The organism is Rahnella ecdela, from assembly GCF_019049625.1.
Taxonomy (GTDB): domain Bacteria; phylum Pseudomonadota; class Gammaproteobacteria; order Enterobacterales; family Enterobacteriaceae; genus Rahnella; species Rahnella ecdela.
This window is the reverse complement of record NZ_JAFMOY010000121.1, coordinates 76395-89235: the sequence shown is the minus strand read 5'-3', so window position 1 is coordinate 89235 and position 12841 is coordinate 76395. Positions and strand designations below refer to the sequence as shown.

The window sequence follows — 12841 nt, the reverse complement described above, 5'->3', positions numbered from 1 at the left end:
GTTTTTATTATGCGGGGCAGGAAAGTTATTCGATATTCTGAATCTGCTCTCGCATTTGCTCGATCAACACTTTCAGCTCGATGGCGGAAGTTGTGACATCGGCGTTGATGGATTTAGACGCCAGCGTGTTCGACTCGCGGTTAAATTCCTGCATCATGAAATCAAGACGACGGCCCACGGCTTCTTCTTTCTTCATGATTTTGTGCGTTTCTTTGACGTGCGCTTCCAGACGATCCAGCTCTTCTGCAACATCAACACGTTGCGCCATCAGAACCAGTTCCTGCTCCAGACGGGGATTTTCCAGCTGTACCTGCGCATCTTCCAGCTTGCTGACCAGACGCTCACGCTGCCATTGCAGAATGTTTGGCATCTGGGCGCGCACTTTAATGACTTCTGCGCTGACACCATCGAGGCGTTGTTCGATCATCGTTTTCAGTGCCGCACCTTCGCTTTCGCGGGCGCTTATGAAATCGTCCAGTGCTGTTTCCAGCGCCAGCAGCAATTCGTTGCTGATAGTATCCAGATCCTGTTCTTCGGCCAGCATTACGCCCGGCCAGCGCAGCACTTCCAGCGGATTGATTTCGCCTTCGTCACTTTGCATTTTTACCCATTGAGCTGCTTCAACCAGCTGCTTGGCCAGTTTTTCATTAAGCTGCAATGTGCTTTGTGCGCCGGGATCGAGATCAAAACGCAGATTACATTCGACTTTACCGCGGGTCAGACGGGCACGAATGCGCTCGCGGACAACCGGCTCCAGGCTGCGGAATTGCTCGGGCAGACGGATGTAAGTTTCGAGATAACGTTGGTTTACCGAGCGGAGTTCCCACGCTGCGCTGCCCCAGTCACCCTTAATTTCGCGTCGGGCATAAGCGGTCATACTTCTGATCATGTATGCGTACCTGTTAATATAAAGATGCAGCGATTATAGCCTCGGCGGGCGGGTCATGATAGGCATTACCTCGCGAAGTCCGTATAATGCGCAGCCAAACATGATTCGCGACCCGGAGAACTATCCATGCGTCCAGCAGGCCGAAATGCACAACAAGTGCGCCCCGTAACACTGACCCGCCATTACACTAAACACGCTGAAGGTTCCGTGCTGGTGGAGTTTGGTGATACCAAAGTGCTGTGTACCGCCACGGTGGAGGAAGGTGTTCCGCGTTTTCTGAAAGGTCAGGGACAAGGTTGGATCACCGCAGAGTACGGCATGTTGCCGCGTTCAACTCACACGCGTAATGCGCGTGAAGCCGCAAAAGGTAAGCAAGGTGGCCGTACGCTGGAAATTCAGCGTCTGATTGCCCGTTCCCTGCGTGCTGCGGTGGATCTGAAAAAACTCGGTGAGTTCACCATTACCCTCGACTGCGATGTGTTGCAGGCAGACGGCGGCACGCGCACTGCATCTATTTCCGGTGCTTGTGTGGCGCTCGCCGATGCGCTGAATGCGCTGGTGGCTGCGGGTAAACTGAAAGCGAACCCGATGAAAGGCATGGTTGCAGCAGTTTCTGTCGGGATTGTCAAAGGCGAAGCGCTGTGCGACCTTGAGTATGTCGAAGATTCGGCAGCTGAAACGGATATGAACGTCGTGATGATGGAAGATGGCCGCATGATTGAGGTGCAGGGCACCGCAGAAGGCGAGCCGTTTAGTCATGAGGAGTTGCTCGGTTTACTGGCCCTCGCCAGAGGGGGCATCGACACTATCTTCCAGGCGCAGAAAGCGGCGCTGGCGGAATAATTTTTTTAGGCGACTGAGAAGTCGCCTTTTTTATGGCCTGCGGGCTGACAATAAGAAATAAGACATTATCGAGGAGACCATCAATGAAAGCCTATCAGCGCCAGTTTATTGAGTTCGCACTGAACAAACAGGTTTTGAAATTCGGCGAATTTACCCTGAAGTCCGGGCGCATCAGTCCTTACTTCTTCAATGCCGGTTTGTTTAATACTGGCCGTGACCTGGCGTTACTGGGACGTTTTTATGCCGAAGCATTGGTGGATTCCAAAATTGATTTCGATTTAGTGTTTGGTCCGGCTTACAAAGGTATTCCGATCGCGACGACCACTGCGGTTGCGCTGGCCGAGCACCATGAGCGCGATGTGCCATACTGCTTTAACCGCAAAGAAGCCAAAGACCACGGCGAAGGCGGTTTGCTGGTCGGCAGTCCGTTGCAGGGGCGCATCATGCTGGTGGATGATGTGATAACCGCCGGTACCGCCATCCGTGAGTCGATGGAAATTATCAGTGCCAATAAAGCCACACTGGCAGGCGTACTGATTTCTCTGGATCGTCAGGAACGCGGACGTGCTGATATCTCCGCCATTCAGGAAGTTGAGCGCGACTATCATTGCAAAGTGATTTCTATCATTACGCTGGCTGACCTGATTGAGTATCTGGAAGAGAAAGCTGAAATGGCTGACCATCTGGCTGCTGTGCGGGCTTACCGGCAGGAGTATGGCGTTTAATATCGGGTAACAGTTCAAAAGGCAGGGATGTCATGACAGAAATTGAAGCGGACAGTAAAGAATGGATGCCTTCCCGGGCGGCAGAGTTTCTCTGTCGCCAGACGGAGCAGCTGGTTAAAGGCAGAAGCCTGACACCGGCTGAATGTCAGCGTATTTATGATTATTGTGGTGTCCGGCCTGGTTATCCGCAATGGCGAAAATTTCTTGTTCCTTTACTCTCGCTGCTGGGTTTGTTGTCACTGGTCGCGGGTGCCATTTTTTTTGTCGCCTGGAACTGGGCGGATATGCCGAAGATGGCAAAGTTTGCGCTGGCAGAGTTGCTGGTGGTTGTGCTTGCCGTTGTCGTCTGGTGGCGCTGGTATGACGGACTTGCGCGCAGTGCCTTACTGGCCGCCGGTCTCAGTTTTGGCGCGCTGTTTGCCCTCTATGGCCAGATTTATCAGACGGGCGCTGACAGTTGGGAATTGTTCAGAGCCTGGTTGTTCGTTTTCCTGCCTTTAGCCCTCATCGCCCGACAGAACAGTTTGTGGTTCTGCTCGTGGTTGCTGGCCAATCTTACGTTTCAGCTCTATTACGCCACGGTATCTATGTCCCTGATGGACAGCGCGGCATTCGACGGCCTCGACTATTTTCCCACAACCGCGCTCTACAGTTACCTGATTATGCAGGTGTTGTGCCTGGTCACGCGTGAAGTGCTTGCCCTGCGGGCCATTAAACACAACCCTCATTCCTGGCTCGCCAGTCGCTGGTTCTCCCGCGTGATGGCGGGTTTTCTGCTGCTGATGTTGACGTCCATCGTGGCAGGAAATATATCCGGGTGGGGTTACGGTCCCCATCATCACTTTGTGGCGGCTTTGTGGCTGTTCGTTTTGCTGGCGGGCTACTTCTTCTACCGCTATCGTCATCCTGATCTTTGCATGCTGACACTGGGGGCCGCCAGTTTAGCCGCCATCGGGTGCGTATTGATCATGCAGATGTTCGACAGTTCTTACGATGTGGGCGGCCTGTTTATGCTTGGCTGCCTGATGGCTTTATGGCTGGCGGGATGTGGCGCCCTGATGCTCTACTTGCGGCGCAAACTCTATGAGAGTCAGCCGGTCGAGGTTACCGCCACGGAAGTGGCATTGCTGACGGAACAATTGCACCAGCATGATTTGCTTAATCAGACGCAAATTGAAGAGATTCAGCAATATGATCATTCCTCCCATCTCCCCTGGTATCTGCGGCTGACGCTGGGTATTGGTGGCTGGGTGGCGGCGATGATCATTCTGCTCCTGTTGATACTGGTGCTATATGTTGTCGGCCTGCTTAACGATCCCAATGCTGCCACGGTGATTATTCCTTCGCTGCTACTTGCCTTTGTCGCGGGCGGACTTTTGCGCGTGCAGGGCGTGAGTAAGCATCATATCGGGCTGGCATGGGCGATAGCCGCAACCTGTGGCCTCTGTTTTGGTTTCTTTCTGCTCTTTGAGCCTGACTGGGAAAAGTCTTTTCTGGTGGGTTCACTCTGTTCATTGCCGGTTCTTGCGGTGATGGCGCTGGCAATGGCAGATCGTACTTTCCGCTTTATGGCGATAACCGCGCTGACATTTTTACTGATCCTCTCCGGCAATTTGCTGGCCGGAATGTATTTACCGTTGGTCGCCCGTTTTTGGGCAGTTTCAGCGCTGATTGCTGCCATCGTGATTTTCTGGCTGTGGATTTTCAGGGAGCAAATTAACTTAAAAGCCACAACAGGCGCTGAGGCAGTTTTCCCTCTCCTCTGGGGTATTCCTTCCGGCCTGATATTGCAGTGTTTTTCCGCTATTAATTCCTCGCTTCTCTTCGATTTTTTCTGGCGTCCAGCAGGGTATTTCACTCTTTCGCTGGGAACCGGCGCAGGTATTGCCGCAGGTTTAATACTCGGATGTTTGTATCAGGCTGTAGTGAAAAAGACGCCTTCATCCCCGTTGCTTCTGGTGGCGGCAATCTTGTGTGGTATCGCAGCCTTTTATGCGCCGGGAATCGGCCTGGGCCTGTGGTTGTTACTGATGGCGCGTTATCAGGGAAGTCAGGGGATTTTGGCTGCCAGCGGCTGTTTCCTCGCGCTGTATGTTATTGACTGGTATTACTTCCTCGGCGTCAGCTTGTTGCAGAAATCCCTTTTACTGTTTGTCACAGGCGTGGTGCTGCTGGCGCTGGCGTTTGCGGCCAAAAAACTGATACCGGTGCATAAGGAGGAAACTTATGCAAACCAGTAATTTGAGAAAATGGCTGGCAGGATTAGTAATACTGGTGGCGCTGATCGCAGTGAATGCCGGGATCTGGCAAAAAGAGCAGGTGCTGAAACAGGGTGCTGTGATGATATTGCAGCTTGCGCCAGTGGACCCGCGCTCCCTGATGCAGGGCGATTACATGGCTCTAAGTTACGCCATTACCCGCTCTTTGCAGCAGGAGTTATACCAGCAACGTCAGGTTTGCGATTCTGAACCGCAGGTAACTTGTTTACCCGTCAGTGGCAAAATTATTGTGGCAGTTAATGAGCAACGGCAGGTGACTCAGGCGCAGTTTGATAGAGGTGAACCGCTGAAACCTGATGAGTTGCGGGTTAACTATCATATGAATTCGGGAATACTGACGGTGGGAACGGATGCTTACTTTTTCCAGGAAGGTCACGGTGAGCGTTTCGCCAGCGCGCGTTATGGTGCATTCAGGGTCGGGGAAGACGGTACGGCGTTACTGACTGCGATGCTGGATGAAAATGGAAAAATGATTCAGCCGTAGCGGGAAAAACAAAAGGGCCTTTCGGCCCTTTTTGATTTCTGACGTTTGTCCCTGCTTCCCGCGCTTACTGCAACTGAGCTGAGATAAGCGGCCAGCGGGTATCGAAGTCCTGAGTCGGTTTGTACTTAAATTCAGAGCGTACAAAGCGCGATAACATTCCTTCGCAAAAGCCCAGTAACTGGCTGGCGAGCAGGGTTTCATCGCTGATGAATCCACTGCCTTCACGCATTTTCTTTTCCCGCAAAACCTGACGCAATTGCGCTTCAATTCGCTCAAACAGCTGGTTGATGCGCCCTTGCAGGCGATCTTGTTCAAACATCAGTGCATGACCGGTCATGATGCGGGTCAGCCCCGGATTACGTTCGGCAAAGCCCAAAATCAGCAGCAAAATCAGTCGAATTCTGTTTAAGGTATCTTTTTCATCCTGCAGGATGAGATTGATACGGGTGATCAGACTGTCTTCGATAAACTCGATTAAGCTGTCAAACATCCGCGTTTTACTGGGAAAATGACGGTAAAGAGCTGCTTCTGAAACACCTACACTGGCGGCGAGTTTCGCAGTCGTGATCCGCTGACTGCCATCGCTGGACTGAAGCATTTGCGCTAACGCCTGCAAAATCTCTTCGCGCCTGTTCCTTTTTGTCGTTTCTTTCTCTGCCATGTCTGAATAGACCCTTGCTAAAAAACGGCTAAAACCATGGAGAAACCGCACAACTGCCGCATGAATCACTGTGATCCTGCGGCTTATTTAGTTCCCTTCGCGTTGTTACGGTCTGATAGTGATAAGGATCTGTTCAATATCGCGTCAAAATCTGCGGTGCTGAACAGGTTCTTATTGGCGACCAGAATGGCCAAAACCACCTGCGCCGCGTTCACTGGCGTCAAAATCTTCCACCAGATTGAATTCTGCCTGAACAACAGGCACAAATACCATCTGTGCAATGCGCTCGCCCGGTTCAATAATAAATGTGGTCTGGCCGCGGTTCCATACCGACACCATCAGCTGGCCCTGATAATCAGAGTCGATAAGACCAACCAGATTGCCCAGCACGACGCCGTGTTTATGGCCCAGACCGGAGCGTGGCAAAATCACCGCCGCCAGATTAGCATCACCGATATGGATAGCCAGGCCAGTTGGCAGCAGCGTGGTTTCACCTGGTTTCAGCTCTACTGACGCGTCCAGACAAGCACGTAAATCCAGACCTGCGGACCCTGGTGTCGCGTAAGCCGGTAGAGGGAAAGTCGAACCGATGCGCGGGTCGAGAATTTTAATGTCGATTTTTTTCATCATAACGGCTGACAATCTCTTCTAATAAACGTTGACCAAGCAGGGACTTATCGCTGAGCGGTAAGATTTTATCCCCATCCGGCCAAAAAAGATGCAGGGCATTGGAATCGCTGTTGAAACCTTGCCCGGCAAGTGAAACATCGTTGGCGCAAATCAGATCCAGATTCTTACGGATCCTTTTTTGCCGCGCGTATTCTTCCACATTCTGGGTTTCAGCGGCAAACCCCACGACGTATGGCCGGTTCTCTTTCATGGCAGCAACGCCCGCGACAATGTCGGGGTTTTTCACCATTTTTACAGTGATTTCATCGCCTTGCTTTTTGATTTTCTCATCAGCAATAGTTTCTGCGCGGTAATCTGCCACGGCAGCGCAGGAAATAAAAATATGCTGAGAACCAACAGAAAGCTGCACTGCTTTTTGCATTTCCAGGGCACTTTCCACATCAACACGACGGACATTTACGGGTGTCTGCTGCATAACAGGTCCCGCGATCAGCGTAACCTGCGCACCACGTTCTGCGGCGGCTTTAGCAATCGCGAAACCCATTTTTCCTGAACTGTGATTACTGATAAAACGGACCGGATCCAGTGGCTCACGTGTCGGACCTGCGGTCACCATAATGTTCAGATGCGCCAGATCGTTGCGCGAAGAGAAATGCGCATTCGCCATATCAACAATCACCAGGGGATCGAGCATGCGACCTGGTCCGACATCACCACAAGCCTGACTGCCGCTGTCCGGGCCCCATAACAACGTGCCCCGCGCCGCCAGGCTTTGCAGATTCTCCTGCGTGACGGTCGCGCGATACATTTGCTGGTTCATTGCCGGGAGCACAGCGACTGGCGCAGCTGTCGCCAGACACACCGTCGTCAGCAGGTCATTCGCCATACCGGCATTCATACGGGCCAGCAAATCCGCTGTAGCGGGGGCGATAATCACTAAATCTGCCCATTTGCCTAACTCGATATGACCCATTGCCGCTTCAGCTGCCGGATCGAGCAGGTCATCAGAAACCGGATAACCAGAAACAGCCTGCAGGCTCAGCGGAGTCACAAAGGATTTCGCCGCTTCTGTCATGACGACGCGGACTTCAGCGCCTCTTTCACGTAAGCGACGTACCAGTTCTGGTGCTTTATAGGCCGCGATACCACCGCTGATACCGAGCACAATATGTTTGCCGGAAAGTCCCGTCATCATCATTGTCCGATTGGTTGAAAGCTGGAAGAAGCGACATTTTAGCATAACGCGCAATGATGACAGCTATTGGCGATGCTCCATTACCGGAGCAATAAAAATTCTGCGTAACGCCTCGCAAGCTGATCGGATGGAAATTACGAGTTGTCTGCCGTTGTGCCACAATCTCTGCCCATTAAGGAGTCAGGATGACGAAACGACAGGAGCTCTGGCCGGGCGTGATGCCACCGCGGGAGAAATTATTACAACAAGGGGCGAAAGAGCTGTCGGATCAGGAACTGCTGGCGATCTACCTGCGCACAGGATGCCGGGGGATGCATGTGATGGAACTGGCAAAGAACCTGCTGGAGGAGTTTGGTTCTTTGCATCAGTTACTGATGGCAGATTTTGACGCGATGGCTCGCACTAAAGGCATGGGCGTCGCCAAGTTTTCCCAGCTGGTCGCCGTGTCTGAATTATCACGCCGCGCCTATCTGCGTCACCTTAGCGCCGAAAATGCGATGCTCAGCCCAGAGATTATCAGAGAATATTTACAGAATTTGCTCGTTTTTCGGGAAAGAGAGGTCTTTCTGGTACTTTTTCTCGACAACCAGCATCGCGTTATTCGCCATGAGGAGATGTTTGCTGGTACTATTGGGCACGTAGAAGTGTATCCCCGCGAAATTGTTCGTGGTGCGATGAAGGTTAATGCGGCAGCCCTAATTCTGGCGCATAATCACCCATCCGGTCGGGCTGAGCCCAGTCTGATGGACAGAAAAGTGACTGAACAGATTATTCGAGCGTGCCAGCTGCTCGAGATCCGTGTCCTCGATCATTTGGTTGTAGGTCACGGAGAAACGGTATCTTTTGCCGAGCGCGGTTGGATTTAACCTCGTTTTTTGAAGATCCTTAGGGATCTTTAGCTGTTCGGGACTTGAGCACTTACGCTACAGAGCGTATACTACGCCACCTTTGAGAATCTTGGGTTTGGCGTTAAGAGCCTATCTCAGCAGGTTTCTGACCTGATGAATTGGTTTTTACCCGACGACAGTGAGTCGGTTCTCAGTGGAGTTTGCTGAGATGGGCTCTAAAAGCCTGACGAGGCGGCCATACCCTATACGAAGCTCGAGCTGATTTGATTTTTGGAGAATAGACATGTCCCGAGTCTGCCAAGTTACTGGCAAGCGCCCGGTGAGCGGTAACAACCGTTCCCACGCAATGAACGCGACCAAACGCCGTTTTCTGCCGAACCTGCACTCCCACCGTTTTTGGGTTGAGGCTGAGAAGCGCTTTGTAACTCTGCGTGTATCTGCTAAAGGTATGCGTGTTATCGATAAGAAGGGTATTGAGACGGTCTTGGCCGATCTGCGTACCCGCGGTGAGAAGTATTAAGGAACTGCATCATGGCTAAAGGTGTTCGCGAGAAGATCAAGCTGGTTTCTTCTGCTGGTACTGGTCACTTCTATACCACTACGAAGAACAAGCGTACTAAGCCGGAAAAATTGGAACTGAAGAAATTCGATCCAGTTGTCCGTCAACACGTGATCTACAAAGAAGCTAAAATTAAATAATTTTAGTGGATTGCTAAAAACCCGGCTCCGGCCGGGTTTTTTATTGCCTGAATTTTGTGATTTCTATTCTCAGCGACTTTTATTTGCCTGATGTCGGTGTCTGCGACACACTCTGATCTTGATTCTGCTAAGGGAGAAATTATGCCGGAATTACCTGAGGTTGAAACCAGCCGCAGAGGGATTGAACCCTATCTGAAAGGTCACACGATACTCCATGCCGTCGTACGCAATCCGCGTTTACGATGGCCTGTCTCGGCGGAGATCTTAGCATTAAGCGATCAGCCCGTTCTGAGTGTTCAGCGCCGCGCAAAATATCTCCTGGTCGAACTGAAAACCGGTTGGATCATCATTCATCTGGGCATGTCCGGGAGTTTGCGGGTATTACCGGAAGAAACGGAGCCCGGCAAACATGACCACGTCGATCTGGTGATGGATACCGGCTATGTGCTGCGTTATACCGATCCGCGTCGTTTTGGCGCCTGGTTATGGTCTTCTGATCTGACCGCCAGCAATGTCCTGGCGCATCTCGGGCCGGAGCCGCTGAGCGAAGATTTCACGGCGGATTATCTTTTTGATAAATGCCGCACGAAGAAACTACCGATCAAACCGTGGCTGATGGATAACAAACTGGTGGTCGGCGTGGGGAACATTTACGCCAGCGAATCCTTGTTTGTTGCCGGCATTTCACCTGACAGACCCGCACATTCGCTCAAACATGATGAAGCAGCCTTGCTGGTCAGTACCATCAAAGCGGTATTATTACGTTCGATTGAACAGGGCGGGACGACGCTGAAAGACTTTTTACAGTCTGATGGAAAGCCGGGATATTTTGCGCAGGAGTTGCAGGTGTACGGAAGAGCGGGTGAACCTTGCCGGGCTTGTGGTACGCCTATTGAGAGTAAGAAACACGCTCAGCGCACCACTTTTTTCTGCCCGAACTGTCAGCACTGATACCGTATTCAGGCGCTGATTTTTTCCATCAGTGCCTGAGTGATGATTTGCGGCAGGAAAGGCGTAATGTCTCCACCGTGGCGCGCCACTTCTTTGACCAGAGAAGAGGAAATAAACGACCACTCTTTAGATGGCATCATGAACACGCTTTCCAGCGTCGGCAGCAAATGCCGGTTCATGTTCGCCAGCTGCATCTCATATTCAAAATCAGAGACAGCACGTAAACCACGAACCAGCACGTTAGCGCCCTGAGCTTTGGCAAAATTAGCCATCAGATCACTGAATCCAATGACTTCGACGTTATCCAGATGCGACGTCACCTGTGTCGCCAGAGCCACGCGCTCATCCAGCGAAAACATTGGTTTTTTGCTGGGACTGGCCGCAATCGCAAGAATAACATGGTCGAACATCAGCGCCGCACGAGTGACGATATCGAGATGTCCGTTGGTCATCGGGTCAAACGTACCAGGGTAAATTGCCTTAGTGCTCATGACGGCTCACTTTTGCAGTTGATGGCTGAGCGCCCACAGGGCAGCATATTTATTGAACGTATATTGTGCATTGACGCCTGCCAGGATCAACCCCTGCTTTCCGTCAAGAAAACCAGCGCGAAGTATCCAGGTTTTCGTGAATGCCCCCAGTGTATGCGAAATAATCGAGAAGAAACTGCACTTACGCCCCTGCTGATGGCGTTGTTCCGCCCAGGCCTGTGCATAGCTGAGTTGTTTACGCTGAAACGTGAAAAGGTTGCGACAGGTAAGATGCTGGAGATCACCTTGCAACGGTACGACCACAGCATTGCCGATGTTCAGTGATTCATGAACCAGATCGTCGTTATAGCTGAATGCACAAGGGTACAAACGGTTGACGCGATCGGGATACCAGCCGCTGTGACGCATGAATCTTCCGAGGAATAAGTTACTGCGCCCGAGGCTATAAACGGTATTTTCCTGAGGGTTATTCATAACGTTTTCAATCGACTGACGTAGTTCAGGCGTAACACGTTCGTCGGCATCGATCATCAAAATATAGTCGCCGGTGGCATGGCTTTGTGCCAGTTGGCGTTGTTTGCCGAATCCCGGCCAGTCTGTATTTTTAAATACTTTCACGCCGAAACTGCGGGCGACGTCCTGCGTTGCATCTTTGCTGCCGGAGTCGAGCAGGATGATTTCATCTGCCCATGCGACTGATTCGAGGCATTCCGGCAACAAACCGGCCTCATCACGCGCAATCAGTACAACGGATAAACGTTTTTTATCAGCCATTAATGACTCCGGACAGGCAGATAAGGCTCCAGTAAATGCAGCAGGCGCTGCAATGCCCCCTGATTTTGATGCAGGACTTCAACGGCGTGGCGTCCATAGTACAATCGATAGTCTTCGTCAGTGAGCAGGGTCGAAATTTCTTTTACCAGCGATGCGGTATCCGTCACCGTAATCAGACCATCATCCTGAGCCAGCTTGGCGCAGATATCTTTGAAATTAACGGTATGTGGCCCCATCAGAACCGGAATGGCGTGAGCCGCGGCTTCAAGCGGGTTATGACCACCGCGATCAACCAGACTACCGCCGACAAATGCCAGATCAGCAATGCCATAAAGCAGCATTAATTCGCCCATCGTATCGCCAATCACTACCTGAGTCGCCGATGAAGGCACTTCGCCGGAACTGCGCTGAATGAAGGAAAGCCCGGCTTTACGGGTCAGTTCACAGGCAACCGGGAACCGTTCAGGATGGCGCGGAACCAGAATCAGCAGCAAGTTCGGATGCGCTTTCAGCAACTCTTTGTGCGCTTCCAGCAGCAAGGTTTCTTCACCTTCATGCGTACTTGCCGCTATCCAGACCTGACGGCGTGATGCCCACTGACTGCGCAGCGCAATGGCTTTGGCGGCGAGTTCGGGCGTCACGGAGATATCGAATTTAAGGCTACCGGTGACCGCGAGTTGATTACGTTTCAGCCCTAACGAAAGGAAACGTTCACCATCTTCCTGGTTTTGCGCGGCAATCAGGGTGATGCGTTGCAAAATGGTACGAATGAACTTGCCCAGTTTCTGATATCCCTTCGCCGAGCGTGCGGAAAGGCGCGCATTGGCAATGACCAGCGGGATCTGACGACGATGAAGGGCACTGATGAGGTTCGGCCACAGCTCGGTTTCCATAATGATCACCAGCTTAGGATTCACTTCATCCAGAAAACGATTTACCGATCCTGCCAGATCATAAGGCAGGTAAACATGATGCACGCCTTTACCGAAAGCCGACTGAACACGCTCCGAGCCGGTTGGTGTCATCGTCGTGACGGTAATCGGCAGGGAAGGATAGCGATGGCGTAAAGCACGGACTAAAGGAATGGCTGCCAGTGTTTCGCCTACGGAGACGGAATGCAGCATGATGCCACCCGAGACAACCTTCCCCTTGCAAAAGCCATAACGTTCAGCCCAGCGTTTACGATATGCAGGAGACTTCCTGCTGCGTAACAGTAAACGGATCCAGATGAGTGGCTGAATTAAATATATGATTATATTATAAAAAATATTCATCTTTTATCAGGCATTGCGTTAGGGAAAGTCAATTTCATGAAGCGAAAATAGTCCCGGCGGATAGATGAGCACATGTTACCAGATAAGTGTGATCGACT

At 51.7% G+C, this 12841-nt stretch carries 15 protein-coding genes; 8 read left to right on the top strand and 7 right to left on the bottom strand.

Annotated elements, in window-relative coordinates; all coding sequences use genetic code 11:
* Positions 1 to 25 precede the first annotated feature (25 nt).
* A complete protein-coding gene (locus J1784_RS09325; protein ID WP_217148967.1) occupies positions 26 to 889 on the bottom strand; it encodes a YicC/YloC family endoribonuclease in 864 nt (287 codons plus the stop codon).
* 126 nt (positions 890 to 1015) lie between these two features.
* Between J1784_RS09325 and rph the strand changes: the two genes are divergently transcribed.
* The 4 genes from rph to J1784_RS09305 all read left to right on the top strand — a co-directional run bounded on the left by rph (position 1016) and on the right by J1784_RS09305 (position 5220).
* Entirely contained in the window at positions 1016 to 1732 is a 717-nt protein-coding gene (gene rph / locus J1784_RS09320) for a ribonuclease PH (protein WP_013577632.1), read from the top strand.
* Between the two features lie 83 nt (positions 1733 to 1815).
* Positions 1816 to 2457, top strand: a complete 642-nt coding sequence (gene pyrE / locus J1784_RS09315) for an orotate phosphoribosyltransferase (protein WP_217148966.1) — start codon at positions 1816 to 1818, stop codon at positions 2455 to 2457.
* Between the two features lie 32 nt (positions 2458 to 2489).
* On the top strand, positions 2490 to 4697 hold the full coding sequence (locus J1784_RS09310; protein ID WP_217148965.1) for a DUF2157 domain-containing protein: 2208 nt from the start codon (positions 2490 to 2492) through the stop codon (positions 4695 to 4697).
* On the top strand, positions 4684 to 5220 hold the full coding sequence (locus tag J1784_RS09305; RefSeq protein WP_217148964.1) for a GDYXXLXY domain-containing protein: 537 nt from the start codon (positions 4684 to 4686) through the stop codon (positions 5218 to 5220). The genes J1784_RS09310 and J1784_RS09305 overlap by 14 nt, the downstream gene beginning before the upstream one ends.
* Positions 5221 to 5284: 64 nt before the next feature.
* On the opposite strand, the gene slmA is transcribed toward J1784_RS09305, so the two are convergent.
* The 3 genes from slmA to coaBC all read right to left on the bottom strand — a co-directional run bounded on the left by slmA (position 5285) and on the right by coaBC (position 7703).
* Entirely contained in the window at positions 5285 to 5881 is a 597-nt protein-coding gene (gene slmA / locus J1784_RS09300; protein ID WP_217148963.1) for a nucleoid occlusion factor SlmA, read from the bottom strand.
* 171 nt (positions 5882 to 6052) lie between these two features.
* Entirely contained in the window at positions 6053 to 6511 is a 459-nt protein-coding gene (dut, locus tag J1784_RS09295) for a dUTP diphosphatase (RefSeq protein ID WP_217148962.1), read from the bottom strand.
* Complete coding sequence (coaBC, locus tag J1784_RS09290; RefSeq protein WP_217148961.1) at positions 6489 to 7703, bottom strand: bifunctional phosphopantothenoylcysteine decarboxylase/phosphopantothenate--cysteine ligase CoaBC; 1215 nt, start codon at positions 7701 to 7703, stop codon at positions 6489 to 6491. Before coaBC ends, dut begins: the two co-directional genes overlap by 23 nt.
* A gap of 188 nt (positions 7704 to 7891) precedes the next feature.
* Between coaBC and radC the strand changes: the two genes are divergently transcribed.
* The 4 genes from radC to mutM all read left to right on the top strand — a co-directional run bounded on the left by radC (position 7892) and on the right by mutM (position 10204).
* Positions 7892 to 8572: a RadC family protein gene (gene radC / locus J1784_RS09285; protein ID WP_217148960.1), complete on the top strand. Its 681-nt coding sequence runs from the start codon at positions 7892 to 7894 to the stop codon at positions 8570 to 8572.
* A gap of 265 nt (positions 8573 to 8837) precedes the next feature.
* Entirely contained in the window at positions 8838 to 9074 is a 237-nt protein-coding gene (rpmB, locus tag J1784_RS09280) for a 50S ribosomal protein L28 (protein WP_004953342.1), read from the top strand.
* An 11-nt stretch (positions 9075 to 9085) separates the two neighbouring features.
* Complete coding sequence (gene rpmG, locus J1784_RS09275; protein ID WP_004392084.1) at positions 9086 to 9253, top strand: 50S ribosomal protein L33; 168 nt, start codon at positions 9086 to 9088, stop codon at positions 9251 to 9253.
* A gap of 141 nt (positions 9254 to 9394) precedes the next feature.
* Entirely contained in the window at positions 9395 to 10204 is an 810-nt protein-coding gene (mutM, locus tag J1784_RS09270; RefSeq protein ID WP_217148959.1) for a bifunctional DNA-formamidopyrimidine glycosylase/DNA-(apurinic or apyrimidinic site) lyase, read from the top strand.
* An 8-nt stretch (positions 10205 to 10212) separates the two neighbouring features.
* Here mutM and coaD read toward each other — a convergent pair whose 3' ends face one another.
* The 3 genes from coaD to waaA are packed head-to-tail and all read right to left on the bottom strand — an operon-like array spanning position 10213 to position 12743.
* A complete protein-coding gene (gene coaD, locus J1784_RS09265) occupies positions 10213 to 10695 on the bottom strand; it encodes a pantetheine-phosphate adenylyltransferase (protein WP_120509378.1) in 483 nt (160 codons plus the stop codon).
* A 6-nt stretch (positions 10696 to 10701) separates the two neighbouring features.
* A complete protein-coding gene (locus J1784_RS09260; protein ID WP_217148958.1) occupies positions 10702 to 11469 on the bottom strand; it encodes a glycosyltransferase family 2 protein in 768 nt (255 codons plus the stop codon).
* A complete protein-coding gene (gene waaA / locus J1784_RS09255) occupies positions 11469 to 12743 on the bottom strand; it encodes a lipid IV(A) 3-deoxy-D-manno-octulosonic acid transferase (RefSeq protein WP_217148957.1) in 1275 nt (424 codons plus the stop codon). The genes J1784_RS09260 and waaA overlap by 1 nt, the downstream gene beginning before the upstream one ends.
* Positions 12744 to 12841 lie beyond the last annotated feature (98 nt).

Bases quoted from the DNA above. Each gene is read 5' to 3' on its own strand.
- pyrE (WP_217148966.1), top strand. From the start codon at position 1,816: ATGAAAGCCTATCAGCGCCAGTTTATTGAGTTCGCACTGAACAAACAG.
- J1784_RS09305 (WP_217148964.1), top strand. From the start codon at position 4,684: ATGCAAACCAGTAATTTGAGAAAATGGCTGGCAGGATTAGTAATACTG.
- J1784_RS09325 (WP_217148967.1), bottom strand. From the start codon at position 889: ATGATCAGAAGTATGACCGCTTATGCCCGACGCGAAATTAAGGGTGAC.
- coaD (WP_120509378.1), bottom strand. From the start codon at position 10,695: ATGAGCACTAAGGCAATTTACCCTGGTACGTTTGACCCGATGACCAAC.
- mutM (WP_217148959.1), top strand. From the start codon at position 9,395: ATGCCGGAATTACCTGAGGTTGAAACCAGCCGCAGAGGGATTGAACCC.
- rph (WP_013577632.1), top strand. From the start codon at position 1,016: ATGCGTCCAGCAGGCCGAAATGCACAACAAGTGCGCCCCGTAACACTG.
- rpmB (WP_004953342.1), top strand. From the start codon at position 8,838: ATGTCCCGAGTCTGCCAAGTTACTGGCAAGCGCCCGGTGAGCGGTAAC.
- dut (WP_217148962.1), bottom strand. From the start codon at position 6,511: ATGATGAAAAAAATCGACATTAAAATTCTCGACCCGCGCATCGGTTCG.
- waaA (WP_217148957.1), bottom strand. From the start codon at position 12,743: ATGAATATTTTTTATAATATAATCATATATTTAATTCAGCCACTCATC.
- slmA (WP_217148963.1), bottom strand. From the start codon at position 5,881: ATGGCAGAGAAAGAAACGACAAAAAGGAACAGGCGCGAAGAGATTTTG.
- coaBC (WP_217148961.1), bottom strand. From the start codon at position 7,703: ATGACGGGACTTTCCGGCAAACATATTGTGCTCGGTATCAGCGGTGGT.
- rpmG (WP_004392084.1), top strand. From the start codon at position 9,086: ATGGCTAAAGGTGTTCGCGAGAAGATCAAGCTGGTTTCTTCTGCTGGT.
- J1784_RS09310 (WP_217148965.1), top strand. From the start codon at position 2,490: ATGACAGAAATTGAAGCGGACAGTAAAGAATGGATGCCTTCCCGGGCG.
- J1784_RS09260 (WP_217148958.1), bottom strand. From the start codon at position 11,469: ATGGCTGATAAAAAACGTTTATCCGTTGTACTGATTGCGCGTGATGAG.
- radC (WP_217148960.1), top strand. From the start codon at position 7,892: ATGACGAAACGACAGGAGCTCTGGCCGGGCGTGATGCCACCGCGGGAG.